Below are 25,920 nucleotides of genomic sequence, written 5' to 3'. Positions count from 1 at the left end.
ATGACGGACCGCGGCTGCGACTGCGGCGGCTCGCCGCACCGCGACCCGCTGCCCGACCTGCGACTGCAGTCCGTGGTCGAGCTCGCCCAGGACATGGCCGGCGCGCTCACCCCGCTGGAGGCCGTCCGTGCCGCCGCCTGCCGGGCCACCGAGGCCCTCGGCGCCACCATGGCCGCCGTCTCGGTCTGGGACCGCGAATCCGGCCGCCTGCGGGTCCTGGTCAACCACGGCGACCTCGCCCCCGGCGAGGAGGAACTGCCCGAGGACGAGTCCTACCCCGTCGCCGACTTCCCCGAGATCGTCACGTATCTGGAGGAACGCTGGACCACCGGGCGCCTGCCGCGCGCCTGGCTGCAGAGCGCCGAGAACAGCGAACCGCACGCCGGCCACGTGCACCCGACCGCCGGCGCGTACTGCCGGGAGCGCGCCGCGGCGCTGCGCCGGCGCGGGCGGGCCTGCTGCGTGGTCGCGCCGATCGTGCTGCACGGGCAGGCCTGGGGTGAGCTGTACCTCGCCCGGTCCGTCGGGGTGCCCGAGTTCACCGAGGCCGACGCCGACTACGCCACCCTGCTCGCCGCCCAGGTCTCGGCCGGACTCGCCCAGACCGAACGCCTTGCCGACCTGCGCAAACTCGCCTTCTCCGACCCGCTCACCGGCCTCGCCAACCGGCGCGCCGTCGACGCCCGGCTGGACAGCGCGCTCGAAGCCCACAACCGGGACAACACCGTCGTCTCGCTGGTCGTCTGCGACGTCAACGGACTGAAACGGGTCAACGACCAGCTCGGCCACGAGATGGGCGACCGACTGCTGGAACGGTTCGCCCACCAGCTGTCGCTGGCCGCCGCCAAGCTCCCCGGCAGCCTCGCCGCCCGGCTCGGCGGCGACGAGTTCTGCCTGCTCGTGGAGGGCCACAAGGCCGACGAGGTGGTCGCCGCCGCCGAGGAGCTGTGTGCCCGGGCGCTCGCCCTGTCCGAGGGCGAGGGCGTCGCCTGCGGCGTCGCCTCCACCGGGGACTCGATCGGGCCCGTCACCACCCCCGACCGGCTCTTCCGGCTCGCCGACGCCGCGCAGTACCGGGCCAAGGCGGCCCGCGCCGCCCACCCCGTGGTCGCCGGGCGCAGCCACGGCCCCGGCTTCTCGCCCGACCCGACCGTGCTGCTCGCCGACGCCGCCGACCCGCACCACCGGGCCGACGGGCGGCGCGGGCCGAACGGACGGGCCGGTTCGGGCGACCGGCGGCGCTTCCGCGGCGCCGCCCACAGCGCCGACCCGGGCCAGCTGCTCACCGCCGTCCTCACCGCCCTCGACCAGGCCGCCACCGCCCGGGCCGTCCACCCCGCCGACACCCTCGCCAAGCTCGTCGTCGTCGCCGAGACCTCGGCCCGGCTGCTCGACGCCGTCGGCTGGTGGGTCTCCTACGTCCCGCCCGGCTCCCACCTCATGCGCACCGCCCAGCACGCCGTCTACCGGATGACCAGCGGCCCCAGCAGCACCCGCGCCGAGACCCAGCGCGCCCAGATCGAGGCCCCCGACGCGGTCTTCGACCTGCGCCACTACCCGATGACCCGCCGTGCCGCCCGCGGCGGCGCCTTCGCCCTGCGGGCCGGCGCCGCCGGCAACGACCCGGCGGAGGAGGCCATGCTCGTCGTCTCCGGCTACCGCGGCATGGTCGCCGCCGGGGGCCAGAACCCGGCTGGCGGCTGGCTCGTCGAACTCTTCGCCGACGACGCAACCCTGCCGCTCGGCCAGGCCGCCTCCGCCATGCGTGCCCTGGTCGCCGTCGCCCTCGCGGGCGCGGCCTCCCCGCCGGTGGTCTGAGGGACCGCTCCGGGGCGTCCGAGGGGCCCACCCGGCGTGCGCGGCCGCCCTGTTCGTCTGCCATGCTCTTGCCGCACTCACTCGGGGCCGGCTCGTTCGGGGCCGGCCCGGAGGGTCGAGGGGCGGGCCGCCGGACGCTGTCCGGGCGGCCCGGCCGGGCCGTGTGCCGATTCGGTGACCGGGATGTCGCGGGTGGGTCGCGGTCGGCGGCCGGGGGGTGCCCCCGGCGGGTGGGGCGGTGGCATGGTGGATGGCCGGTCGAGCGGGAACGGGGCGGGGTCGTGGGCAGACGGTTGACGGGTGCGGCGGTGGCCGGGGTGCTGGTGTTCGGCGGCGGGGTGGCGGTGGCCGCCCCGGCGTCGGCGGCGCCGGTGGTGCGGACGGCACCGGACCGGGCGCCGCAGGTGCGGGACGGCGCGCGGGTGCACCGGATCAGCCAGGTCGCCGGATCCAAGTCGAAGTCGGCGTCCACGTCGGCGTCCAAGTCGAAGCTGAAGAAGAAGGCGAAGCACGGGTTCTTCCACGGGTTCTTCCACGGACTTCTCGGCTGGCTGGCCGCGCTCCTGCTGGTCGGCGTGCTGGCCACCGTCCTGATCGTGCTCTGGGTCAGGCGTTCGCGGTCCCAGGCGGGTTGAGGGCCCGCAGCGCGGCGTCGACCAGGCGGTCCGCGTGGTCGTGGGTGAGCGGGCCGAGCCGGTACTGCCAGCGGTAGTAGAGCGGGCCGTAGAGGAGTTCGACGGCCAGGTCGAGGTCGGCGTCGGGGGCGATCCGGCCGGCCTCGCGGGCGCCGCGCAGGCGGTCGCGGGTGATCTCCAGCAGCGGGTCCAGCAGACGGGTGCGGTACTCGGCGTGCAGCGCGGGGTCGTTGAGGATCTCGCCGACGAGCGCCCGGAAGGTGCGGTCGGTGGCCGGGTCGGAGAGCTCGTCGCAGGTGGGGCGCAGGACGGCCCGGAGGTCGGCGGCGAGGTCGCCGGTGTCGGGGAGGGCGAGGTCGCCCTCCTGCTCGGCGGCGGCGAGGAAGGCGTCGAAGACGACCGCGCCCTTCGAGGGCCACCAGCGGTAGATGGTCTGCTTGCCGACCCCGGCGCGGGCGGCGATCGCCTCGATGGTGATCTTGCCGTAGCCGACCTCGGTGACGAGTGCCGCGGCGGCGGTGAGGACGGCGGCGCGGGCGCGCTCGCTGCGCCGGCACGGTCCAGCGCGACGTCGACGCCTTCGAGAACCGCCCGGAGCGGGCGATCGCGCTGGTCCCGCGCGCCCTGCAGCCCAACGCCGCCCGGGTCGACGAGCAGCGGATCGACTTCGTCGGGCCCTGCTTCGGCGACCGGGCCCAGCAGGGGCGGTGGGAGCGGCCGGCCGGTGCGGAGAAGGTGCTGCTGGTGTCGCTGGGTTCGGCGTTCACCCACCACCCGGCGTTCTACCGGGCCTGCGTCCAGGCCTTCGGCGCCCTGCCGGGCTGGCACACGGTGCTGCAGATCGGCGCGCACACCGACCCGGCCGAACTCGGCGAGGTGCCGGACACCGTCGAGGTGCACCGCTGGGTGCCGCAGCTGTCGGTGCTCGCCCAGGCGGACGCGTTCGTCACCCACGCGGGCATGGGCGGCTCCAGTGAGGGCCTGTTCCACGCGGTGCCGATGATCGCGGTGCCGCAGGCCACCGACCAGTTCGCCACCGCCGACGCCCTGGTCGGCCTCGGCGTCGCCCGCCGTCTGGACACCGACGTGGCGACCCCGCAGGCGCTGCGCACGGCCCTGCTGGAGCTGGTCGGCGACCCGGCGGTGGCGGAGCGGCTGCGGGAGCTGTCCGCCGCCGGCCGGGCCGAGGGGGGCACCGCCCGGGCGGTGGACCTGATCGAGGCGGAGCTGAAGGCCTGGGCCTGCCCGGGCCCCGTCCGGCCGAGGCGGGGCGGGCGGGGGTCGCGGCGTGCGGCCCGGATCCGGACGGCGGAGAATCCGGATGACGAACACCTGTTGTCATATCTCCATTCACCTGATGTGATGGTGTATATGGATATGCACAGTGCTGTGGCCCCCGACGCTCCGCTGGTCCTGGTCGGCAAGGCCGACGTCAGTGCCGAGGACGTTCTGGCCGTCGCCCGGGGCAACGCCCGGGTCGAGATCGGTCCCGACGCGCAGGCCGAGATGGCGGCCGCCCGTGCGCGGATCGACGCCCTCGCGGCCGAGCCGCGCCCCGTCTACGGCGTGTCGACCGGCTTCGGCGCGCTCGCCGTCCGGCACATCAGCCCCGAGCTGCGCGCGCAGCTGCAGCGGTCGCTGGTGCGCTCGCACGCCGCCGGCATGGGGCCGGCCGTCGAGCGCGAGGTGGTCCGCGCGCTGGTCTTCCTGCGGATGAAGACGCTGGCCTCCGGCCGCACCGGCGTGCGCCCGCTGGTCGCGCAGACCATGGCCGCCCTGCTCAACGCGGGCATCACCCCGGTGGTCCGCGAGTTCGGCTCGCTCGGCTGCTCCGGCGACCTCGCGCCGCTGTCGCACTGCGCGCTGGTCCTGATGGGCGAGGGCACCGCCACCGGCCCGGACGGCGTGGAGAAGCCCGCCGCCGAGCTGCTCGCCGCCGCCGGGATCGAGCCGGTCGAGCTGCTGGAGAAGGAGGGCCTGGCCCTCATCAACGGCACCGACGGCATGCTCGGCATGCTGGTGATGGCCATCGCCGACCTGCAGCGCCTGTTCACCACCGCCGACATCACCGCCGCGATGACCCTGGAGGCGCTGCTCGGCACCGACAAGGTGCTCGCCCCCGAGCTGCACGCCCCGATCCGCCCGCACCCGGGCCAGGCGCTGAGCGCCGCCAACATGCTGGCCGTCCTCAAGGACTCCGGCCTCACCGGCCACCACCAGGACGACGCGCCGCGAGTCCAGGACGCCTACTCGATCCGCTGCGCCCCGCAGGTGGCCGGCGCCGGCCGGGACACCCTGGCCCACGCCCAGCTGGTCGCCTCCCGCGAGCTGGCCGCCTCGGTGGACAACCCGGTGGTGCTGCCGGACGGCCGCGTCGAGTCCAACGGCAACTTCCACGGCGCCCCGGTCGCGTACGTGCTGGACTTCCTCGCCATCGCCGCCGCCGACCTGGGCTCGATCTCCGAGCGCCGCACCGACCGGCTGCTCGACAAGGCCCGCTCGCACGGCCTGCCGGCCTTCCTCGCGGACGACCCGGGCGTGGACTCCGGCCTGATGATCGCCCAGTACACCCAGGCGGCGCTGGTCAGCGAGAACAAGCGGCTCGCCGTCCCGGCCTCGGTCGACTCGATCCCGTCCTCCGCGATGCAGGAGGACCACGTGTCGATGGGCTGGTCGGCCGCGCGCAAGCTGCGCCAGGCCGTCGAGAACCTCGGCCGGATCCTCGCCGTCGAGCTCACCGCCGCCGCCCGCGCGCTGGAGATCCGTCAGCAGGCCGATTCGGCCGGCCGGATCGCCCCGGCGAGCGCGGCCGCGCTGGCCGTCGCCCGGGAGGCGGGGGTCGGCGGCGCCGGCCGCGACCGCTTCCTCTCGCCGGACCTGGAGGCGGCCGCGGCGCTGGTCGCCTCCGGCGAGCTGGTGCGCGCGGTCGAGCAGGTCACCGGCCCGCTGGCCTGACCCGTCCCGGGCGCGGGGCGGCCGGGACTCAGTCCCAGTCGCCCCGCGGCCGGCGGTCCGCGCGGTTGCGGCGCTCGCCGAACGCGGCGGCGAAGTTGACCCCGACGATGCCCGCCCAGCAGACCAGCAGGCCGCCGAAGCCGCCGTTCGCCGGGTTGGTGGCGATCGCGGTCAGCGGGATGCCGAAGACCATCGACACCACCGCGAGCCCGTTGCCGGAGCGCTTGCCCCAGCCCAGGCGGCGGGACCGCTGGTGGCGGTCGTGGTACCCGCGCGGCTCCTGGTCGTCCATCCGCTGGGCCACGGAGCGCTCGACCCGCGCGTCCAGGCGGGCGTCGAGACGCTTCATGAAGGAGTCGACGAGCTCGTCCTCGTACTCCTTGCCGAGCTCCTTGCGGGCCTGCAGGGTGGCGTCGAGGTCGCGCCGCAGATCGTCCTGGCGAGTGTCCATGGAGTACAGCGTGGCGCCGACGGGGCGCCCGGTCCATCCGTTCGCGGGGGGAATCCGGGCGGGCTCAGGGACAAATCAGGGTTACCCCGAGCCGTGCGGGGCGGCCGACGGGCCGTCACCCGCCGGGCGCCCCGCGAGCGCGCCCCGGCCGTCCGCGGACCGGGGCGCGACTTTCCTCCGGCCCTCCTCCGGCTGTCCGCATACCGATCTTTTCCGTCCGACCCTCGGGACGTCTCACGGAGCGTTCCGCCGTACGAGACGTCTTTGCCAGGCGGGGCCCGCTGCTGCACAGTCGTCGTCCGAACCGCTCGCACCCGGAGGTACCGCTGATGACCGCCCTCGACGAGACCGGCAGCGTCGGCCCCTCCGCCCGGCTGCTCCAGCTGTTCGAGGGTCACCGGCTGACTCCGACCCAGCGCCGGATCGCGCACTCGCTGGTGCGGCACGCCACCGAGGCGCCGTTCCTGTCCAGCGTCGAGGTCGCCGAACTCGCGGGCGTCAGCCAGCCGTCCGTCACCCGGTTCGCGGTCGCGCTCGGGTACGACGGCTACCCGGCGCTGCGCAGGCAGCTGCGCGAGCTCGGCGGGGGAGAGCCCGCCGCGCCGGAGACCCCGGACGACGCGGTGCGCAACGAGCACCAGCAGGCCGTGCTCGCGGAGATCGCCCACCTGCGCCACCTCGCCGAGCTCCTCGCCGACCCGGAGCCGATCATCCGGGCCGCCCGGCTGCTCGCCGCCTCCCGCCCACTGCCGGTGCTCGGCCTGCGGGCCGCCTCGGCACAGGCCCGCGGCTTCGCCTACTTCGCCGCCAAGGTGCACCCGGACATCCGGCTGCTGGACGAGGGCGGCAGCATGCTCGCCGACCGTCTGGAACAGGCCACCGCGGCCGGGGCCAGCGCGCTGCTCTGCTTCGCGCTGCCGCGCTACCCGAGGGAGCTGATGGACGCTCTGGCGGTGGCCCGCGAGTGCGGGCTGACGGTGCTGACCGTCGCCGACAGCGCCTTCGCGCCGGTCGCCAAGCTGTCCGACCTGATGCTGCCGGCCGCCGTCGGCACCGGCCTGGTCTTCGACACCGCGTGCGCGCCGATGATGCTCGGCCGGGTGCTGCTGCAGGCGATGTGCGACGAAATCCCGGGCGCCGAGGCCCGGTTGGAGGCGATCGAGCAGTCGGCGACGGCGCGCGGCCTGTTCCTGGACTAGGGGCGGGCCCGGAACCGGTGCGGCCCGGACCGGGCGTGGCCGGGAATAGTCGTCACGAACCCGGGCATCCCCTACTGCAGGGGGTGCCGCCCATGCGCGTGATCCACGAGATGAAGTTCGTCGCCCGGCTGTCCTCGGGTGCCGACGAATGGTCCTGCCCCGCCTGCGGACGCCGCGTCACCCTGCGGCGGCTGCCCGATCCCGAACTGACCGTCCTCGACCCGGGCGACGAGTCCGCCGTCCACGTCGGCGTCATCGAACCCGACGCCCGCGCCGCCGCGGCCGCCGAGAAGTACGGCCTCGGCCCCGTCCAGGACGTCCCCCGGCCGCCGTCCCCGCCGACGCCGGACGCGGACGACCGCCGCTGGCTCGCCGAGATCGGCATCGACTGGGACGGCGGCGCGGCGGCCTGACTCGGCTCCGGGGTGCGTACAGCGGAAGCGCGGAGGTGTCCAACTCGGAGGGCAGCGGCGAGGGCAGCGGGACGGGCTCGCCGTACTTGCCGTGCAGCACGCCCTGGTAGGCGCCGTCGCGAGGGTGGGTGTAGAGCGTCCAGGTGCCCGTGCGCGGGTCCATGGCGAGGAGGAGGGCCACGCCGGCGACGGCGTACCAGTCGGTCTTCGTGGCGACGCTCTTCACGCCTTCCGAGTTGGAGATCACCTCGACGGCCAGGGCGACCTCGTGCGGTCGGACAACCACTCGTCGTCCTGATCCCAGTCCACGGGGAGGACGACCAGGGCGGGGGTGACGTAGTCCTCGTCGTTGCCCGGCATGCCGATGGACGACACCTCGTAGGAGCCGAGGTCGGCCGGCAGCTTCGGATCCAGCTGGATGCGCAGCCGTCGCACGGTTCCCGCGTGCTTGCCGCGAGGCGTCGGGGACATCACCAGGGTTCCTCCGATGATCCGGACGCGAAGTCCCGTGCCCTGCTCGATCTCCTCCGCCACATCCCGGAGTCTGCCGGGCCGCGCGGTGATGGCCGTCATCGTGTCCTCCGCGCCCTGGTACTGGGCCGAGTGGCTGGTGTTCGCCGGGTTCAGGCTAGCGCCCGGAGCCGGTCGGCGGCACGGCTGATCGGATGGGACCGATCGGTTTCGGGGTCTGGTCGAAAGCCGGTTGTTTAGTTATATTCAGTCGAGCAGGGCTTGAATGAATCCATCCGCAGGGAGGCCGGGACTATGGTGCAGCAGGCGAGCGGTCCGCGCGAGGTTCGCGCGGCGCGCGGAACGGCGCTCACGACGCAGGGTTGGCAGCAGGAGGCCGCCCTGCGGATGCTGATGAACAACCTCGACCCCGAGGTGGCCGAGCACCCGTCGAAGCTGGTCGTGTACGGCGGCACCGGGAAGGCCGCGCGGGACTGGCGCTCCTTCGACGCCATGGTGAAGACGCTGCAGGGCCTGAAGCAGGACGAGACCATGCTGGTCCAGTCCGGCCGCCCGGTCGGCGTGATGCAGACCCACGAGTGGGCGCCGCGCGTGCTGATCGCCAACTCCAACCTGGTCGGCGACTGGGCCAACTGGGAGGAGTTCCGCCGGCTGGAGAGCCTCGGGCTCACCATGTACGGCCAGATGACCGCCGGCTCCTGGATCTACATCGGCACCCAGGGCATCCTCCAGGGCACCTACGAGACCTTCGCCGCCGTCGCCAACAAGCGCTACAACGGCACCCTGGAGGGCACCATCACCCTCACCGCCGGCCTCGGCGGGATGGGCGGCGCCCAGCCGCTGGCCGTCACCATGAACGGCGGCGTGGCGATCTGCATCGACTGCGACCCGTCCCGGATCTCCCGCCGGATCGAGCACCGCTACCTGGACGTCGAGGCCAAGGACCTCAGCCACGCGCTGGAGCTGGCCACCGCCGCCCGCGACAAGAAGCAGCCGCTGTCCATCGGCCTGCTGGGCAACGCCGCCGAGCTCTTCCCGCAGCTGCTCGCGATGGACGCGCCGATCGACATCGTCACCGACCAGACCAGCGCCCACGACCCGCTGAGCTACCTGCCGATCGGCGTCTCCTTCGACGACATGGCCACCTACGCGGCCGAGAAGCCCGCCGAGTTCACCACCCGCTCGCGCGAGTCGATGGCCAGGCACGTCGAGGCCATGGTCGGCTTCCTGGACCGCGGCGCCGAGGTCTTCGACTACGGCAACTCGATCCGCGGCGAGGCCCAGCTGGCCGGCTACGACCGCGCCTTCGCCTTCCCCGGCTTCGTCCCCGCCTACATCCGCCCCCTGTTCTGCGAGGGCAAGGGCCCGTTCCGCTGGGCGGCCCTGTCCGGCGACCCGCAGGACATCCACAAGACCGACAAGGCCGTGCTCGACCTCTTCCCGGAGAACGAGTCGCTGCACCGCTGGATCAAGATGGCCCAGGAGAAGGTGCACTTCCAGGGCCTGCCCGCGCGCATCTGCTGGCTCGGTTACGGCGAGCGCGACAAGGCCGGCGAGCGCTTCAACGACATGGTCGCCTCCGGCGAGCTGTCCGCGCCGCTCGTCATCGGCCGCGACCACCTCGACTGCGGCTCGGTCGCGTCCCCGTACCGGGAGACCGAGGCGATGCTGGACGGCTCCGACGCGATCGCCGACTGGCCGCTGCTCAACGCCATGGTCAACGTCGCCTCCGGCGCCTCCTGGGTCTCCATCCACCACGGCGGCGGCGTCGGCATCGGCCGCTCCATCCACGCCGGCCAGGTCACCGTCGCCGACGGCACCGCGCTGGCCGGGGAGAAGATCCGCCGGGTGCTCACCAACGACCCGGGCATGGGCGTCATCCGGCACGTGGACGCCGGCTACGACCGCGCCGACGAGGTCGCCGCCGAGCGCGGGGTTCGCGTCCCGATGGGTGAGCTGTGACAGCACCCTCGTTCGAAGAGATGTGGGCGGAGCTGCTCCCCGTGGGCCGCTCCGCCGCCTCCGGCGGCTACCGCCGCTTCGCCTGGAACTCCGCAGACGCCGAGTGCCGCGCCTGGTTCGAGCAGCAGGCCCGCAGCCGCGGCCTGACGTACGAGCTTGACCGCAACGGCAACCAGTGGGCCTGGCTGGGCGACCCGCAGGCCGGCGGGGCCGTCGTCACCGGCTCGCACCTGGACTCCGTCCCGGACGGCGGTGCCTTCGACGGCCCGCTCGGGGTGGTCTCATCCTTCGCCGCGCTGGACGAACTCCGCGCCCGGGGAACCGAGTTCACCCGGCCGCTGGCGATCGTCAACTTCGGCGACGAGGAGGGCGCCCGGTTCGGCGTGGCCTGCATCGGCTCCCGGCTGACCGCCGGGGTGCTCTCCCGCGAGGCCGCGTACGACCTGCGCGACGCCACCGGCGTCCGGCTGCCCGACGCGATGGAGAAGGCCGGCTACGACCCGACCGCCATCGGCGCGGACGACGACCGGCTGGCCCGGGTCGGCGCCTTCGTCGAGCTCCACGTCGAACAGGGCCGCTACCTCGCCGAGGGCCGGCCGGTCGGCGTGGCCGGCGCGATCTGGCCGCACGGCCGCTGGCGGTTCGACTTCCACGGGGAGGCCAACCACGCCGGCACCACCCGGATCGAGGACCGCCGCGACCCGATGCTGACCTACGCCAACACCGTGCTCGCCGCCCGCAAGAAGGCGAAGCACGCGGGCGCGCTCGCCACCTTCGGCAAGGTCGCGGTCGAGCCCAACGGCACCAACGCGATCGCCTCGCTGGTGCGCGGCTGGCTCGATTCCCGGGCGGCCGACGAGCGCACGCTCACCGAACTGGTCGCCGAGATCGAGCGGGCCGCCGCCGAGCGCGGCGAGCGCGACGGCGTCCGGGTCGAGCTGACCCGCGAGTCCTACACCCCGGTGGTGGAGTTCGACGGTCCGCTGCGCGACCGGCTCGCCAAGCTCCTGGACGCCCCGGTGCTGCCCACCGGCGCGGGACACGACGCCGGGATCCTGGCCTCCGCGATCCCGACCGCCATGCTGTTCGTGCGCAACCCCAGCGGCGTCTCGCACTCCCCGGCCGAACACGCCGAGGTGGCCGACTGCCTGGCCGGGGTCACCGCCCTCGCCGACGTACTGGAGGACCTGGCGTGTCAGTGACCGCAGTGAGCTACTGGGCGCCCTACGCCTGGCTGCCGCACCCCAACGGGCCGGTGGTCGAGCGGGACGTGCTGATCGCCACCGGCCCCGGCGGCCTGATCACCGCGGTGACGCCGGACAGCGGGCCCTGCCCGTCCGGCGCCGTCCGCCTCGAAGGGCTGCTGCTGCCCGGCCAGGCGAACGCCCACTCGCACGCCTTCCACCGGGCGCTGCGCGGGCACGTGCAGGTCGGCTCCGGCACCTTCTGGACCTGGCGCGACACCATGTACCGGTTCGCCGGCGTGCTCGACCCGGACAGTTACCTGGAGCTCGCCACCGCCGTCTACGCCGAGATGGCGCTGGCCGGGATCACCGCCGTCGGCGAGTTCCACTACCTGCACCACGCGCCCGGCGGCGCCCGCTACACCGACCCGAACGCGATGGGCGAGGCGCTGATCGAGGCCGCCGCCCGGGCCGGCATCCGGATCACCCTGCTGGACACCTGCTACCTGTCCGCCGGCTTCGGAGCCGAGCCGACCAGGCCGCAACAGCGGTTCAGCGACGGCGACGCGCAGGCCTGGGCCGAGCGGGCGGACGCGCTCAAGCCGCGCGAGCACGCCCGGATCGGCGCCGCCATCCACTCCGTCCGGGCCGTCCCGGCCGAGCAGCTGGGCACCGTCGCGCAGTGGTCGCGGACGCGCGGGGCGCCGCTGCACGTCCACCTCTCGGAGCAGACCGCCGAGAACGACGCCTGCCTCGCCGCACACGGCGTCACCCCGACCCGGCTGCTCGCCGAGCACGGCGCGCTCGGCCCGCTCACCTCGGCCGTGCACGCCACCCACCTCACCGACGAGGACGTCAAGCTCCTCACCGACTCCTCCACGACCGTCTGCATGTGCCCCACCACCGAGCGGGACCTCGCGGACGGCATCGGCCCGGCCCGCCGGCTCGCCTCGGCGGGCTGCCCGATCACCCTGGGCAGCGACAGCCACGCGGTCATCGACCCGTTCGAGGAGGCCCGCGCCCTGGAGCTGGACGAGCGGCTGCGCACCCGCACCCGCGGCCACTGGACGGCGGGCGCCCTGCTGCGGGCCGGCACCGAGGACGGGCACGCCTCGCTCGGCTGGCCGGAGGCCGGGCGGATCGAGGCCGGGGCGCTCGCCGACTTCACGGTGATCGCGCTGGACTCGGTCCGCACCGCGGGCCCGCCGCCCCGGCTCGGCGCCGAGATCGCGGTCTTCGCGGCCTCGGCGGCGGACGTGCGGCACGTCGTGGTCGGCGGCCGGCACGTCGTCCGGGACGGTGCGCACCAGCTGGTGGCCGACGTCCCGGGCGCGCTGCGGTCCGCCATCGGCGCGCTGGACTGCTGACCCCGCCGACCCCCGCGGCGGGACCCCCGCCCGCCGCGGGAACCCCCGTCCAACTCCCTTCGGAAGGCCTTGTCTTGAGCACCTTGATCACGGGCATCGGCAGCCTGGTCACCAACGACCCCGGGCGGGGCACCGGGCCGCTCGGCCTGCTGACCGACGCGGCCGTGGTGCTGGACGGCGCCACCGTCGCGTGGGTCGGCCCGGCGGACCGGGCCCCGGCCGCGGACGAGCGCGTCGACGCCGCGGGCCGGGCCCTGCTGCCCGGCTTCGTCGACTCGCACGCCCACCTGGTGTTCGCGGGGGACCGCACCGCCGAGTTCAACGCCCGGATGTCCGGGCAGGCGTACACGGCGGGCGGGATCCGCACCACGGTGGCGGCCACCCGGGCCGCGACCGACGCCGAACTGGACGCCAACCTGGACCGGTTCGTCCGGGAGGCGCTGCGCCAGGGCACCACCACCATCGAGTGCAAGTCCGGTTACGGGCTGACGGTGGAGGACGAGGCCCGGGCCCTGCGGATCGCCGCCCGGCACACCCCGGAGACCACCTACCTGGGCGCGCACGTGGTCGCCCCCGAGTACGCCGAGGACCCGGCCGGGTACGTCGACCTGGTCACCGGCGAGATGCTGGACGCCTGCGCCCCGCACGCCCGGTGGGTGGACGTCTTCTGCGAGAAGGGCGCCTTCGACGGTGACCAGGCGCGGGCGGTCCTGACCGCCGGCATCGAGCGCGGGCTCACCCCCCGGGTGCACGCCAACCAACTCACGTACGGTCCCGGCGTGCAGCTCGCCGTCGAGCTGGGGGCCGCCTCGGCGGACCACTGCACCCACCTCACGGACGAGGACGTGGCGGCGCTGGCCGGCTCGGGGACGGTCGCGACCCTGCTGCCGGGGGCGGAGTTCTCCACCCGGGCCGAGTACCCGAGCGGGCGTCGGCTGCTGGACGCGGGGGCCGTGGTGGCGCTGTCCACCGACTGCAACCCGGGTTCCAGCTTCACGAGTTCGATGGCGTTCTGCATCGCGGTCGCGGTGCGGGAGATGGGGATGACGCCGGACGAGGCGGTCTGGGCGGCCAGCGCGGGCGGCGCCCGCGCGCTGCGCCGCACCGACGTCGGCGTGGTCGCCCCCGGCGCCCGGGCCGATCTGCTGCTGCTCGACGCGCCCTCGCACGTCCACCTGGCCTACCGGCCGGGCGTGCCGCTGACGGCCGCGGTCTGGCGCGCGGGTGTCCGCGAGGTCTGACCGACGGTCTGCGGGAGGCTCCCGCGCCCCCGGGGTGGCGGGCGCGGGAGCCTTCTGCCACGTCTTCGCGTCCGGCCAGGCAGGTGCTTCCCGCTACGCCGGCATCCGCGGTGCGGGGCCCAGGGAGCGCCGTAGGAAGTCCAGTTCGAGTCCCAGCAGGTTCTCCACCACCGACTCGTCGCCCGGCCGGTGCCCGGTGGCGGCGAGCGGGAGGACCTCGTGCGGGCGGCCCGCGGCGAGCAGGGCCCGGGAGAGCCGCAGGGTGTGCGCGGGAAAGACGTTGTCGTCGGCGAGGCCCTGGACCAGCAGCAGCGGTCGGCGCAGGCCGGGCGCCGCGGTGATCAGCGAACCCTCGTCGTAGTGCGCGGGGTGCTCGTCGGGGTGGCCGAGGAAGCGCTCCTGCCAGTGGGTGTCGTAGGTGCGCCAGTCGGTGGGGGCGGCCCCGGCCGAGGCCGCGTGGAAGACGTCCGGGCGGTGCAGGACGGCGTAGGCGGCGAGGTACCCCCCGAAGGACCAGCCGCGGATGCCGACCCGGCCGGTGTCGAGCAGCCCGGGCCGTAGCCGGTCGGTCTCCCGCAGGCCCTCGATCTGGTCCTCCAGCACCGGGCCGGCCTTGTCGCCGTACACCGCCTTCTCCCAGCGCGGCCCGCGCCCGGGGGTGCCGCGGCCGTCCACGACGAGGACCGCGAAGCCCTGGTCGGCGAACCACTGCGAGACCAGGTCCCACCAGAGGCCGCCGGAGGTGGCCTTCTGCATCGCGGGCCCGCCGTACGGGTCGAGCAGGACGGGCAGCGGGCCGGCGCCGGGGCGGTGGCCGGTGGGCAGGAACAGTGAGGCGCGCAGTTCGCGCGGGCCGAGCCGGAGCAGTTCGGGCCGGGCGGCGGGCGCGGGCGGCCGGGCGTGCGAGACGAGTGGGAGCTCCGGACGGGCCTCGCGCAGGACGGTGCTGCGACCGGCGGGGTGGCCGTCGGCCCGGGTGGTGAGCACCAGGGTGCCGCCGTTCCGTACGCCGGTGTGCAGACCGGGGCCGCTGCTCAGCCGACGGAGGCCGGTGTCCGGCCGGTACGTCCAGAGGTGGGTCTCGGTGGGCTCGTCGGAGGCGGTGAACAGCACCTGCTCGCCGTCGGTGCCGAGCACCTCGCGCAGCTGCAGCCCGGCCGAGGTGACCGGCTCGCCGTCGACGGTCAGGTGCCGGGTGTCGTCCAGGTCGGTGGAGCCGACCAGCGCGCCGGCGGCGGTGCGGGCCGGCAGGCCGGGGAGGAGTTCGACCCAGTGCTCGTCGCGCTGCTCGGCGAGCACCCGGGTGGTGCCGTCCGGGCCGACCGCCAGGGTGCGGACGGTGCGCTGGTCACGGCTCTGCACGGCGGCGTACGGGCCGTGGGCGTCCCAGCCGGCGGCGGTGAGGTACTCGAAGGCGGTGCGGTCCCAGCGGACCTCGGTGCGGCTGCCGTCGAGGCCGAGCAGCCACAGCGAGACGTCGGCGTTGGCGGTGCCGGCCAGTGGGTAGCGCAGGACGCGCGGCGGGCGGTGCGGGTCGGAGGGGTCGGCCAGGAAGACCCGGGTGACCGGGCGTTCGTCGACCCGGGCGACGAGCAGCGCGGTGCCGTCGGGGGACCACCAGTGGCCGCGGGTGCGGTACATCTCCTCGGCGGCGACGTACTCGGCGAGGCCGTAGGACACGTCCTCGGACTCGGGTTCGGCGAGTGTCCGGTCGTCGGTGCCGTCGACGGAGACCACCCGCAGGGCGCCGGCCGTGACGTAGGCGATCCGGCGGCCGGTCGGGTCCGGACGGGGGTCCTGCGGCGGCCCGGGGACGGCGGTCGGGACGGCGCGGACGGCGGCCTCGGCGGGGCCGTCGGCGGGGGCCGTGGTGTCGGCAGTGGTGTCGGCGATCCACAGGGCGTCGCCGAGGGTGAAGGCGGCGAGCCGGCCGGTGGCGTCGGTGTCGTACGCGGCGATGCCGGTGTCGGCGCCGAGGGCGGCCGGGTCGGCGACCACCCGTTCCGCGCCGGTGGCGGTGTCCAGGGCCCAGAGGCAGTCCAGTGGATCGGTGTCGCCGCGGCTGCGCAGGAACAGGACGGTGGTGCCGTCGGCGCTCGGTCGCGGCCGGGTGGGGGCGCCGAGGGTGAACCGCCGGGTCCGGGCGAGGCTGCGGGGCAGGGAGTCGGTGGGCATGCCGCACGGTAGGCAGAAAACGGCCGGGGCCGCCGTGGATCTCAGGAATCCACGGCGGCCCCGGAGTCGTGAGCCGGTCGTCAGCGCGTCAGTGCACGTCGCCCATGAGCTTGACGACCTTCTTGCGGTACAGCGCCAGCGCGATGCCGGCGAGGATCGCCATGGCGCCCTGGACCGCGAAGTACGCGGTGCCGCCGACCACCTTGTCGCCCAGCACCAGCTGGAAGATCGCGGCGACGCAGTCGCCCGCGGTGACGGCGAGGAACCAGACGCCCATCATCTGGCTGGCGTACTTGGTGGGCGCCAGCTTGGTGGTGACGGACAGGCCGACCGGGGAGAGGGTGAGCTCACCGACGGTCTGGACCAGGTAGACCACGGCCAGCCACAGCGGGGTGACCTTGGTGCCGCCGGAGGCGGCGCCCATCGCCAGCATCATGACCATGAAGGAGACGCCGATCATCAGCAGACCGAAGGCGAACTTCATGGTGGTGCTGGGGTTCTTCGACCGGCGGGCCAGCGCGACCCAGATCCAGGCGAAGACCGGCGCCAGCGCCATGATGTACAGCGGGTTGAGCGACTGGAACCAGGTGGACGGGAAGTCGATCCCGAACAGCGTGGACGCGGTGTGCTCGTCGGCGAAGATGCTCAGCGTCGAGCCGGACTGGTCGTAGATCATCCAGAACACGGCGGCGGCGACGAAGAACCAGATGTAGCCGCTCATCTTGGACTGCTCGGTGGAGTCGAGGTCCTTGTCGCGCTTCACCTTGGCGAAGACGAGCACCGGGATCGCCAGGCCCGCGATGGACAGCGGCCAGATCGCCCAGTTGATCGTGAAGTGGCCGGTGAAGCCGACGACCGCGTAGAAGGCGGCGGCGACGGCCAGCCAGATGCCGGCCTTGGTGAAGATCTTCCGCTTCTCGTCCGCGCTGATCGGCGAGGTGACGATGTCGCTCTTCGGGCTCAGGTGGCGGGTGCCCAGCAGGAACTGGGCGAGGCCGAGGGCCATGCCGACGCCGGCCAGGGCGAAGCCGAGGTGCCAGTTGACGCTCTGGCCGACGGTGCCGATGACCAGCGGGGCCGCGAAGGCGCCGAGGTTGATGCCCATGTAGAAGACGGTGAAGCCACCGTCACGGCGCGGGTCGTTCGGGCCGTCGTACAGGTGGCCGACCATCGTCGAGATGTTGGCCTTGAGCAGGCCCGAGCCGACCGCGATGAAGGCGAGGCCGACGAAGAACGACGCGCTGAACGGGACCGCCAGCAGGAAGTGGCCGATCATGATGATCGAGCCACCGAGTGCGACGGTCTTGCGGGCGCCGAGGAAGCGGTCCGCGATCCAACCGCCCGGGAGGGCCAGCAGGTAGACCATGGCCGTGTAAACGCTGTACACGGCAGCGGCGACCGCCGTCTTCATGCCGAGGCCGCCGTCCGTGAGGGAGGCGGTCATGTAGAGCACCAGCAGGGCGCGCATGCCGTAGTAGCTGAAGCGCTCCCACATCTCGCTCATGAAGAGAGTGGCGAGTCCTCGGGGGTGGCCGAGAAAGGTCTTGCCGCTGGGAGAGGCCGACGTGACGTCGGCGTCCAGGGTCGTAGACGCCATGTGTAGTGGTTCCTTGCCTGACAGCGTCCGCCTAGGGGGGTGGCGGCGGACGTGGACTTGAACCACTCTACGTGGCGATATTTGGCTCTATCAGATGACAAAAGCCACGAATTAGGTATGGCAATGGCAAAGAGATCAACAGATCTTCCCGATCGATCCATGGTAGACGGGGTTCTCTTCCTTCGGATTCAAGATCCAGAAGGGGATTCTTTGCTGAACCGGCGGTCTGCAACACCCTGTTGAGTTCAGTCGGATGCCTGTATAACGATCACGCTCTGTGAACTACCTCACAGGGCGTCCGGCCATACCCCGGCGGACTACCATCACCACATGACCTGTGTGCTGCTCGCCGAGGACGATCCGGCGATCTCCGAACCGCTCGCCCGGGCCCTGCGACGCGAGGGCTATGAGGTGCTCGTCCGCGAGGACGGTCCGACCGCACTCGCCGCCGGCCTCACCGAGGAGGTCGACCTCGTCGTCCTGGACCTCGGCCTGCCCGAGATGGACGGCCTGGAGGTCTGCCGCCGACTGCGCGCCGACGGCAAGAGCTGCCCCGTCCTGGTGCTCACCGCCCGCGCCGACGAGGTGGACACCGTGGTCGGCCTCGACGCCGGCGCCGACGACTACGTCACCAAGCCCTTCCGCCTCGCCGAACTGCTCGCCCGCGTCCGGGCCCTGCTCCGCCGCGGCAACGTCGACCAGCTCACCACCGGCGCACACGGGGTGAAGATCGACATCGAGTCCCACCGCGCCTGGCTCGGCGACGAGGAGCTCACCCTCTCCGCCAAGGAGTTCGAGCTGCTGCGCGTGCTGGTCCGGGACGCCGGCCGGGTGGTCACCCGCGAGGAGATCATGCGCCAGGTCTGGGATACCACCTGGTGGACCTCGACCAAGACCCTGGACATGCACATCTCCTGGCTCCGCAAGAAGCTCGGCGACGACGCGGCCAACCCGCGCTACATCGCCACCGTGCGCGGGGTCGGGTTCCGGTTCGAGAAGAATTAGTCCCGTACGGAGATCGGGACCGGGCCACGGCCGGTGAAGCGGAACACCTCGGGGAGCGGCAGCGTGAAACGCCGGATGATCAACTCGCTGCTGGGCGTCGTCCTGGTGGTGGTCGTGGTGTTCTGCGTACCGCTCGCCCTGGTCGAGAAGCGCACCATCGTCAGCTCGGCCCAGGACCGGGTCGACGCCGCCGCCGTCCGGGTGCTCGCCCTGGTCGAGAGCCGGATCGCGGCGGGCGAGTCGGTCACCGAGGCGCGGGCCTTCGAGAGCCAGGTCACCGAGGGCAGCTACGTCGAGGTACAGGTCCCCGGCCAGCAGGTGGTCTCCGCCGGCGCCCGCCCGGCCGGGGACCACCTGCTGAAGGCCGTCGAACGCGGCAACAGCGGCGAGACCGTCACCGTCGAGCAGTCCCGCGCGGACGTCGACCACGAGATCGCCAACAACCTGCTGCTGCTCGGCGTCGTCGCGCTGCTCGCCGTCCAGGCCGCCGTGGCGCTCGCGGTCTGGCAGGCCAAGCGGCTCGCCCGCCCGCTCACCGACCTCGCCGAGACCGCCGAACGGCTCGGCTCCGGCGACCCGCGCCCGCGCGACCGCCGCTACGGGGTGCCCGAGCTCGACCGGGTCGCCGAGGTGCTGGACACCAGCGCCGAGCGGATCGCCCGGATGCTCACCGCCGAACGCCGGCTCGCCGCCGACGCCTCGCACCAGCTGCGCACCCCGCTCACCGCCCTCTCCATGCGGCTGGAGGAGATCACCGCCCTCGCCGAGGACCCGGAGACGGTCAAGGAGGAGGCGACCATCGCCCTCCAGCAGGTCGAGCGGCTCACCGACGTCGTCCAGCGACTGCTCACCACCCAGCGCGACCCGCGCAGCCCCACCGCCGTCGCCTTCGACCTGGACGAGGTCATCAAGCAGCAGGTGGAGGAGTGGGGCCCGACGCTGCGGGAGAAGAACCGGGTGCTGTCCCTGGAGGGCCTGCACGGGATCACCGCGGTCGGCACCCCGGGAACGGTCGCCCAGGTGCTGGCCACCCTGATCGAGAACTCCCTGATGCACGGCGCCGGGACGATCACCCTGCGGGTCCGGCCGTCCGGCACCTCGGTGGTGGTCGAGGTGCAGGACCAGGGCGCGGGGGTGCCGCCGGACCTCGGCAACCGGGTGTTCGAGCGCGCGGTCAGCGGCCGCAACTCCACCGGCATCGGCCTCGCCGTCGCCCGCGACCTCGCGGAGGCGGACGGCGGGCGGCTCGAACTGCTCTCTTTGAAGCCCCCGGTGTTCGCGATCTTCCTCGGGCGCAGCCACGCCGACTGAGGCCACGAGGACCGGAGCCCGGCCGGCGGCGCTGCGGGAACGACGAACCCCGGCGGCCTGGTCGGCCTGCCGGGGCTGCGTGTGGTCTGCGCGGGAGGTTCGCGGGGCCTACTCGGCCTTGGCGTAGCGGATCTGCTCGGCGGCCAGCATCAGCTCGGCCTGGGCGGCCAGCTCCTGGCCGCCGGCGGCGCCCGCAGGCTGCTGGGCCGGCAGTTCGACCGACTCGGGCACGGCCTTGAACACCCAGGTGCGGTACGAGACGAAGCGGAACACGGTGGCCACCGCGAGGCCGATCACCTTGGCGCCCAGCTGCTCGTAGTGCGAGTCCAGCTTCAGCACGTACACCGAGAAGCCGAGCACGCCGGTCTCGATCAGCATGCCGATGCCGCTGTAGACCAGGAAGAGCGTGATCTCGCGCTTGCGGGAGGCGGCGTCGCGGTCCCGGTACAGCCAGTAGCGGTAGCCGAGGTAGTTGGTGGCGATCGCGATCACCGTCGCGGCGATGTTGGAGCGCACCGAGGCGAGGCCCAGGCCGTTGATGCAGACCCAGAAGACGGCGAAGTTGACCACCACGCCGCTCAGGCCGACGATCCCGAACTTCACGACTTCGCCCTTGAGCCCACGCAGTTTCTGCGCGAGCGACGATTTCGAAGCTGCGGTCGTCGCCATGCCGGACTGCCTCCATGTACCTGCGGGTCGAGAGGGCTGATCGCGGCGGCGCGGTCGCCCCTTGAGCCCTGCGTGCACGCACATGATCGGACCGCGTAGACCAGGACCTGGCCGTCCAGGCTACCCGCTTCCGCCGAACGGCTCAGCCCCGAGGGGGCCGGGTCCGCATCTACGCGCGTCCGCTTCCGAGGGCCCACCAGCGGCTCCACCGCCCCCCACCGGCCCGGATATCCTGGCGGGGTGACTTCCCCGGGCAATGTGAATTTTCCAGTGGTGGGCATGATCGGCGGCGGGCAGCTGGCCCGCATGGCACACCAGGCGGGCATCCCGCTCGGGGTCAGGTTCAAACTCCTCGCCGACACGCCCCAGGACTCCGCCGCGCAGGTGGTCTCCGACGTCGTCCTCGGTGACTACCGCGACCTCGACACCCTGCGCCGCTTCGCCGCAGGCTGCGACGTGGTCACCTTCGACCACGAGCACGTCCCCACCGGGCACCTGCGGGCCCTGGAGGCCGACGGCATCGCCGTCCGCCCCGGCCCGGAGGCGCTCGTCAACGCCCAGGACAAGGGCGTGATGCGGGCCAAGCTGGACTCCATCGGGGTGCCCTGCCCCCGGCACCGGATCGTCGCCGACCCGGCCGACGTCACCGCCTTCGCGAACGAGGGCAACGGCTACCCCGTCGTCCTGAAGACCGTCCGCGGCGGCTACGACGGCAAGGGCGTCTGGGTCGTCGACGGCGAGGAGGAGGCGCAGGCCCCGTTCCTGGCCGGAGTCCCCGTGCTGGCCGAGGAGAAGGTCGACTTCGTCCGCGAGCTGGCCGCCAACGTCGTTCGCTCGCCCAGCGGCCAGGCCGTCGCCTACCCGGTCGTGGAGAGCGTCCAGGAGAACGGCGTCTGCGCCGAGGTCACCGCCCCCGCGCCGGACCTCGACCCCGCCCTGTCCGACGAGGCCCAGCAGCTCGCCCTGCGGATCGCCGGCGAACTCGGCATCACCGGCCACCTCGCCGTCGAGCTGTTCCAGACCCGCGACGGCCGGATCCTGGTCAACGAGCTCGCCATGCGCCCGCACAACTCCGGGCACTGGACCCAGGACGGCGCCGTCACCTCCCAGTTCGAGAACCACCTGCGGGCCGTCCTCGACCTCCCGCTCGGCGACCCCCGGCCGCGCGCCAAGTGGACCGTCATGGTCAACGTCCTCGGCGGCGACTACCCGGACATGTACCACGCCTTCCTGCACTGCATGGCCCGCGACCCCGGGCTGCGGATCCACATGTACGGGAAGGACGTGAAGCCCGGCCGCAAGGTCGGCCACGTCAACGTCTTCGGGGACGACCTCGAAGACGTCCGCGAGCGCGCCCGCCACGCGGCCGCCTACCTGCGAGGAACGATCACCGAATGAGCGCCTCCGCCTCCCAGCCCGTCGTGGGCATCGTCATGGGCTCGGACTCCGACTGGCCCGTCATGGAGGCCGCCGCCCAGGCCCTCGACGAGTTCGAGATCCCGTACGAGGTGGACGTCGTCTCCGCCCACCGGATGCCGCGCGAGATGGTCGCCTACGGCGAGAACGCCCACAAGCGCGGCCTGAAGGCGATCATCGCGGGCGCCGGCGGCGCGGCCCACCTGCCGGGCATGCTGGCCTCCGTCACCCCGCTGCCGGTCATCGGCGTGCCGGTGCCGCTGCGCTACCTGGACGGCATGGACAGCCTGCTGTCGATCGTCCAGATGCCGGCCGGCGTCCCGGTCGCGACCGTCTCGGTCGCCGGCGCGCGCAACGCGGGCCTGCTCGCGGTCCGGATGCTCGCCGCCTTCGACTCCGAGCTCACCGAGCGGATGACCGAGTTCCAGGCCGAGCTGAACAACCAGGCCACCGACAAGGGCAAGAAGCTCCGCGCCAAGGTGGCCGGTTCGTCCTCCTTCGGCTTCGGCAAGTAATCACGGTCACGGCGGTGGGGTAGAACAGCTCGCATGACCTCTGAGCTGGACAACCCCGCCGCGCTGGACCGCGCCCGAGCCCTGCTGCGCACCGCCCCCGTCGTGGACGGCCACAACGACCTCCCCTGGGCGATGCGCGAGCAGGCCGGGTACGACCTCGGCGCGCTCGACCTCGCCGCCGACCAGAGCGACCGCCTGCACACCGACCTCGCCCGCCTTGCGGAGGGCGGGGTCGGCGCGCAGTTCTGGTCCGTCTACGTCCCGGCCTCGCTGGCCGGCGACCACGCGGTGAGCGCCACCCTGGAGCAGATCGACTTCGTCCACGCCCTGGTCGAGCGCTACCCCGACCGGCTCCGCCTCGCCCGGACCGCCGACGACATCGAGGCCGCCCGCGCCGAGGGCCGGATCGCCTCCCTGATGGGCGCCGAAGGCGGCCACTCCATCGACTGCTCGCTCGCCACCCTGAGGGCCCTGTACGAGCTGGGCGTGCGCTACCTGACGCTCACCCACAACGACAACGTGCCGTGGGCCGACTCCGCGACCGACAAGCCGGTGGCCGGCGGACTGACCCGCTTCGGCGAGGAGGTCGTCCGGGAGATGAACCGGCTCGGCATGCTGGTCGACCTCTCGCACGTCTCCGCCGACACCATGCGCGACGCCCTGCGGGTCACCGAGGCGCCGGTGGTCTTCTCGCACTCCTCCGCCCGCGCGGTCTGCGACCACCCGCGCAACGTGCCGGACGACGTGCTCGCCCAGCTGCCCGCCAACGGCGGCGTGGCGATGGCCACCTTCGTGCCCAAGTTCATCCTGCCCGCCGCCATCGAGTGGACCCTGGCCGCCGACGAGAACATGCGCGCCCACGGCTTCCACCCGCTGGACACCACCCCGGCAGGCATGGAGCACCAGCGCGCCTTCGAGGCCGCGCACCCGCGCCCGATCGCCACCCCCGCCACCGTCGCCGACCACCTCGACCACATGCGCGAGGTCGCCGGCATCGACCACATCGGCATCGGCGGCGACTTCGACGGCACCGCCTTCCTGCCGGACGGCCTGGACTCGGTGGCCGGCTACCCCAACCTGGTCGCCGAACTCCTGCGCCGGCACTGGTCGGAGGCCGACCTCGCCAAGCTCACCTGGCACAACGCCGTCCGCGTGCTGCGCGACGCCGAGTCGGCCGCCGCCGGACTCCGGGCGAGCCGCCGCCCGTCCATCGCCACCATCGCCCAGCTGGACGGCGCCGGTTCCTGAGGCGGCCCCGGCTAGGCGAGCAGCGGGATCTCGATGGCCGGGCACTTGTCCATCACCATCGAGAGCCCGGCGGCCCGGGTCCGCTCGTACGCGGCCGCATCGATCACACCGAGCTGGAACCAGACCGCCTTCGCACCGACCGCCACCGCCTGGTCGGCCACCTCACCGGCCAGCGCGCTGTTCACGAACACGTCCACCACGTGAACCGGGAACGGGATCTCGGCGAGCGAGGCGTACCCCTGCTCGCCGAGGACCGTCTCGGCCTTCGGGTGCACCGGCACGATCCGCTTGCCGTACTTCTGGAGGACCCGGGCCACCCCGTACGCCGCCCGGGCGGTGTTGGTGGAGAGGCCGACCACGGCCCAGGTGTCCCCGGTGCCGGTGAGGATCTCGCGGACCGTCGCGTCGTCGCCGTAGCTCGTCATGCCGGTACCAACGACGCGGGGGGCCGCGGGATTCCGGTCTGGGCCCGGGCGCCCGGGGGGCGGCCCCGGGGCGAACGGCGAACGCCCGCCTCCGGGTCCGGGGCGGGCGGGCGCGTTGTGGGCGGGGGTGTCAGCTGGGGCGGCCCAGGGCGCGGTAGGTCCAGCCGGCGGCACGCCAGGCCTCGGCGTCGAGGACGTTGCGGCCGTCGAGGAGGCGGCGCTCGGCGACCACGGCGCCCAGCTCGGCCGGGTCCAGCTCGCGGAACTCCGCCCACTCGGTGAGGTGGAGGACGACGTGGGCGCCCTCGGCGGCCTCCAGGGCGGAGCCCGCGTAGGCCAGGGAGGGGAACATCTTGCGGGCGTTGTCCACGGCCTTCGGGTCGTAGACGGTGACCTGGGCGCCCTGGAGCTGGATCTGGGCGGCCACGTTGAGGGCGGGGGAGTCCCGGATGTCGTCCGAGTTGGGCTTGAACGCGGCGCCGAGGACGGCGATCCGGCGGCCCAGGAAGCCGCCGCCGCACTGCTCGCGGGCCAGCTCGACCATCCGGGAGCGGCGCCGCATGTTGATCGAGTCGACCTCGCGCAGGAAGGTCAGCGCCTGGTCGGCGCCGAGCTCGCCGGCCCGGGCCATGAAGGCGCGGATGTCCTTGGGCAGGCAGCCGCCGCCGAAGCCGAGGCCGGAGTTGAGGAACTTGCGGCCGATCCGCTCGTCGTGGCCGAGTGCGGCGGAGAGCAGGGTGACGTCCGCACCGGCCGCCTCGCAGACCTCGGCCATCGCGTTGATGAAGGAGATCTTGGTGGCCAGGAAGGAGTTGGCGGCTGCCTTGACCAGCTCGGCGGTCGCGTAGTCGGTGACCAGGAACGGCACCCCGGCCGCGATCGGCTCCGCGTACACCTCGCGCAGCAGCCGCTCGGCCCGCTCGCTCTGGGCGCCGACCACGATCCGGTCCGGCCGCAGGGTGTCCTGGACGGCGAAGCCCTCGCGCAGGAACTCCGGGTTCCAGGCGAGTTCGGCGCCCTCGCCGACCGGGGCCAGCGCGGTCAGCCGCTCGGCCAGCCGGGCCGCCGAGCCGACCGGGACGGTGGACTTGCCGACGACCAGGGCCGGGCGGGTCAGGTGCGGCGCCAGTTCGTCGATCACGGTGTCGACGTACGACATGTCGGCGGCGAACTCGCCCTTGCGCTGCGGGGTGTTGACGCAGACGAAGTGCACGTCGCCGAACTCGGCGACCTCCTGGACGGAGGTGGTGAAGCGCAGCCGCCCGGTCGATCCTTCGTGCCCGGCCACGTGCTTGAGCAGCAGTTCGGACAGGCCCGGCTCGTACATCGGGACGCGGCCGGCGGTGAGCATGGCGATCTTGTCGGGGTCGATGTCCAGGCCCAGCACCTCGAAGCCGAACTCGGCCATCGCGGCGGCGTGCGTGGCGCCGAGGTAGCCGGTGCCGATCACGGAGATGCGGAGGGTCACGGGTTCTCCCTGGGTGCGGACTCGACCGGTCCGGATGTGGACTCGGACCGGCGCGGACGCCCCCGATGCTATCCGCCCCGCCCGGGCGTGCAGGGATCGCCCGTGCGCCCGGGGCGCTAGGCAGCCGCAGGTGGGAGCCCTAGGATCTCTACTGAACGGTAGTTAACCCCGGATTCGACGTCGATCGGACCGGTTCGAACGGACCGGATCCGACTTCGGTCACTGGGCTCCGGCCACTGGACGACGAGGCAGGCATCATGGCTGGCAGCGCAGGGGCGGCTGACTTCGATCTCTTCCGCATCTCCGAGGAGCACGAGATGCTTCGTGAGGCGGTGCGTTCGCTGTCCGAGGCGAAGATCGCTCCGTTCGCGGCGGAGGTGGACGAGCAGGGGCGG

Annotated in this window: 22 protein-coding genes and 4 pseudogenes; 16 read left to right on the top strand and 10 right to left on the bottom strand. The window is 73.4% G+C overall.

From position 1 onward, the window contains the following. Positions 1–93: 93 nt before the first annotated feature. Positions 94–1,119, top strand: a pseudogene (locus AB0D10_RS38705) (sensor domain-containing diguanylate cyclase); the annotation flags it as partial. A gap of 980 nt (positions 1,120–2,099) precedes the next feature. After that, positions 2,100–2,453 carry a hypothetical protein gene (locus AB0D10_RS38700; RefSeq protein ID WP_360265277.1) on the top strand — a complete coding sequence of 118 codons (354 nt, stop codon included), beginning with the start codon at positions 2,100–2,102 and terminating at the stop codon, positions 2,451–2,453. On the opposite strand, the gene AB0D10_RS38695 is transcribed toward AB0D10_RS38700, so the two are convergent. Further along, positions 2,425–2,883, bottom strand: coding sequence for a TetR-like C-terminal domain-containing protein (locus AB0D10_RS38695; protein WP_360265346.1), 459 nt, complete (start codon positions 2,881–2,883; stop codon positions 2,425–2,427). The two genes, AB0D10_RS38700 and AB0D10_RS38695, sit on opposite strands and share 29 nt — an antisense overlap. Then, positions 2,860–2,964 (bottom strand): annotated as a pseudogene (locus tag AB0D10_RS38690) (TetR/AcrR family transcriptional regulator); the annotation flags it as partial. The gene AB0D10_RS38695 and the pseudogene AB0D10_RS38690, both read right to left, overlap by 24 nt. A gap of 92 nt (positions 2,965–3,056) precedes the next feature. Here AB0D10_RS38690 and AB0D10_RS38685 point away from each other — a divergent pair. Both AB0D10_RS38685 and hutH read left to right on the top strand, forming a co-directional pair. Continuing rightward, positions 3,057–3,614 (top strand): annotated as a pseudogene (locus AB0D10_RS38685) (nucleotide disphospho-sugar-binding domain-containing protein); the annotation flags it as partial. A 216-nt stretch (positions 3,615–3,830) separates the two neighbouring features. After that, the gene (gene hutH / locus AB0D10_RS38680; protein ID WP_360265344.1) at positions 3,831–5,408 is read left to right on the top strand and encodes a histidine ammonia-lyase; all 1,578 of its coding nucleotides are present in this window, start codon (positions 3,831–3,833) and stop codon (positions 5,406–5,408) included. A gap of 28 nt (positions 5,409–5,436) precedes the next feature. Here the strand turns inward: hutH and AB0D10_RS38675 are convergent, their stop codons facing one another. Continuing rightward, entirely contained in the window at positions 5,437–5,859 is a 423-nt protein-coding gene (locus AB0D10_RS38675; RefSeq protein ID WP_360265274.1) for a hypothetical protein, read from the bottom strand. A gap of 329 nt (positions 5,860–6,188) precedes the next feature. Between AB0D10_RS38675 and AB0D10_RS38670 the strand changes: the two genes are divergently transcribed. Together AB0D10_RS38670 and AB0D10_RS38665 are read left to right on the top strand one after the other, a co-directional pair. Beyond that, positions 6,189–7,058: a MurR/RpiR family transcriptional regulator gene (locus tag AB0D10_RS38670; RefSeq protein WP_360265271.1), complete on the top strand. Its 870-nt coding sequence runs from the start codon at positions 6,189–6,191 to the stop codon at positions 7,056–7,058. A 92-nt stretch (positions 7,059–7,150) separates the two neighbouring features. Further along, positions 7,151–7,471, top strand: a complete 321-nt coding sequence (locus AB0D10_RS38665) for a hypothetical protein (protein WP_360265358.1) — start codon at positions 7,151–7,153, stop codon at positions 7,469–7,471. A gap of 97 nt (positions 7,472–7,568) precedes the next feature. On the opposite strand, the pseudogene AB0D10_RS38660 reads toward AB0D10_RS38665, so the two are convergent. Both AB0D10_RS38660 and AB0D10_RS38655 read right to left on the bottom strand, forming a co-directional pair. Beyond that, a pseudogene (locus AB0D10_RS38660) lies at positions 7,569–7,697 on the bottom strand (Uma2 family endonuclease); the annotation flags it as partial. A 17-nt stretch (positions 7,698–7,714) separates the two neighbouring features. After that, positions 7,715–8,044, bottom strand: a complete 330-nt coding sequence (locus AB0D10_RS38655; RefSeq protein WP_360265268.1) for a hypothetical protein — start codon at positions 8,042–8,044, stop codon at positions 7,715–7,717. Between the two features lie 192 nt (positions 8,045–8,236). Between AB0D10_RS38655 and hutU the strand changes: the two genes are divergently transcribed. The 4 genes from hutU (at position 8,237) to hutI (ending at position 13,696) form a co-directional block, all read left to right on the top strand. Continuing rightward, positions 8,237–9,904, top strand: a complete 1,668-nt coding sequence (gene hutU / locus AB0D10_RS38650; protein WP_360265265.1) for a urocanate hydratase — start codon at positions 8,237–8,239, stop codon at positions 9,902–9,904. A gap of 20 nt (positions 9,905–9,924) precedes the next feature. After that, the gene (locus tag AB0D10_RS38645; protein ID WP_360265342.1) at positions 9,925–11,106 is read left to right on the top strand and encodes an allantoate amidohydrolase; all 1,182 of its coding nucleotides are present in this window, start codon (positions 9,925–9,927) and stop codon (positions 11,104–11,106) included. Continuing rightward, a complete protein-coding gene (locus AB0D10_RS38640) occupies positions 11,097–12,455 on the top strand; it encodes a formimidoylglutamate deiminase (RefSeq protein WP_360265263.1) in 1,359 nt (452 codons plus the stop codon). The genes AB0D10_RS38645 and AB0D10_RS38640 overlap by 10 nt, the downstream gene beginning before the upstream one ends. Before the next feature lie 74 nt (positions 12,456–12,529). Continuing rightward, complete coding sequence (gene hutI / locus AB0D10_RS38635) at positions 12,530–13,696, top strand: imidazolonepropionase (protein ID WP_360265260.1); 1,167 nt, start codon at positions 12,530–12,532, stop codon at positions 13,694–13,696. Between the two features lie 93 nt (positions 13,697–13,789). On the opposite strand, the gene AB0D10_RS38630 is transcribed toward hutI, so the two are convergent. Continuing rightward, positions 13,790–15,871: a prolyl oligopeptidase family serine peptidase gene (locus tag AB0D10_RS38630; protein ID WP_360265257.1), complete on the bottom strand. Its 2,082-nt coding sequence runs from the start codon at positions 15,869–15,871 to the stop codon at positions 13,790–13,792. 88 nt (positions 15,872–15,959) lie between these two features. Continuing rightward, positions 15,960–17,468 carry an oligopeptide:H+ symporter gene (locus AB0D10_RS38625; RefSeq protein WP_360265254.1) on the bottom strand — a complete coding sequence of 503 codons (1,509 nt, stop codon included), beginning with the start codon at positions 17,466–17,468 and terminating at the stop codon, positions 15,960–15,962. Between the two features lie 330 nt (positions 17,469–17,798). Between AB0D10_RS38625 and AB0D10_RS38620 the strand changes: the two genes are divergently transcribed. Both AB0D10_RS38620 and AB0D10_RS38615 read left to right on the top strand, forming a co-directional pair. Continuing rightward, a complete protein-coding gene (locus AB0D10_RS38620) occupies positions 17,799–18,473 on the top strand; it encodes a response regulator transcription factor (protein ID WP_030058577.1) in 675 nt (224 codons plus the stop codon). 63 nt (positions 18,474–18,536) lie between these two features. Next, positions 18,537–19,784, top strand: a complete 1,248-nt coding sequence (locus tag AB0D10_RS38615) for an ATP-binding protein (RefSeq protein ID WP_360265251.1) — start codon at positions 18,537–18,539, stop codon at positions 19,782–19,784. Between the two features lie 108 nt (positions 19,785–19,892). Here AB0D10_RS38615 and AB0D10_RS38610 read toward each other — a convergent pair whose 3' ends face one another. Further along, complete coding sequence (locus AB0D10_RS38610; protein ID WP_360265248.1) at positions 19,893–20,453, bottom strand: GtrA family protein; 561 nt, start codon at positions 20,451–20,453, stop codon at positions 19,893–19,895. Between the two features lie 258 nt (positions 20,454–20,711). On the opposite strand from AB0D10_RS38610, the gene AB0D10_RS38605 reads away from it, so the two are divergent. Genes AB0D10_RS38605 through AB0D10_RS38595 form a run of 3 tightly spaced genes read left to right on the top strand, consistent with a single transcriptional unit; the run spans position 20,712 to position 23,632 of the window. Further along, on the top strand, positions 20,712–21,851 hold the full coding sequence (locus tag AB0D10_RS38605; RefSeq protein ID WP_360265246.1) for a 5-(carboxyamino)imidazole ribonucleotide synthase: 1,140 nt from the start codon (positions 20,712–20,714) through the stop codon (positions 21,849–21,851). Continuing rightward, positions 21,848–22,384, top strand: coding sequence for a 5-(carboxyamino)imidazole ribonucleotide mutase (gene purE / locus AB0D10_RS38600; protein ID WP_360265243.1), 537 nt, complete (start codon positions 21,848–21,850; stop codon positions 22,382–22,384). Before AB0D10_RS38605 ends, purE begins: the two co-directional genes overlap by 4 nt. A 33-nt stretch (positions 22,385–22,417) precedes the next feature. After that, positions 22,418–23,632: a dipeptidase gene (locus AB0D10_RS38595; protein ID WP_360265240.1), complete on the top strand. Its 1,215-nt coding sequence runs from the start codon at positions 22,418–22,420 to the stop codon at positions 23,630–23,632. 11 nt (positions 23,633–23,643) lie between these two features. Here the strand turns inward: AB0D10_RS38595 and AB0D10_RS38590 are convergent, their stop codons facing one another. Next, positions 23,644–24,057: a CoA-binding protein gene (locus AB0D10_RS38590; RefSeq protein WP_360265237.1), complete on the bottom strand. Its 414-nt coding sequence runs from the start codon at positions 24,055–24,057 to the stop codon at positions 23,644–23,646. 130 nt (positions 24,058–24,187) lie between these two features. Continuing rightward, positions 24,188–25,525, bottom strand: a complete 1,338-nt coding sequence (locus AB0D10_RS38585; protein WP_360265235.1) for a UDP-glucose/GDP-mannose dehydrogenase family protein — start codon at positions 25,523–25,525, stop codon at positions 24,188–24,190. A 257-nt stretch (positions 25,526–25,782) separates the two neighbouring features. Here AB0D10_RS38585 and AB0D10_RS38580 point away from each other — a divergent pair. Continuing rightward, the coding region (locus AB0D10_RS38580) for an acyl-CoA dehydrogenase family protein (protein WP_360265339.1) at positions 25,783–25,920 on the top strand (138 nt) is incomplete at its 3' end.

Origin of the sequence: Kitasatospora sp. NPDC048545, from assembly GCF_040651155.1 — a bacterium.
In the GTDB taxonomy this organism is placed as follows: domain Bacteria; phylum Actinomycetota; class Actinomycetes; order Streptomycetales; family Streptomycetaceae; genus Kitasatospora.
Note: the sequence above shows the minus strand (reverse complement) of the source record. Positions and strands in the feature narration are given on the sequence as shown.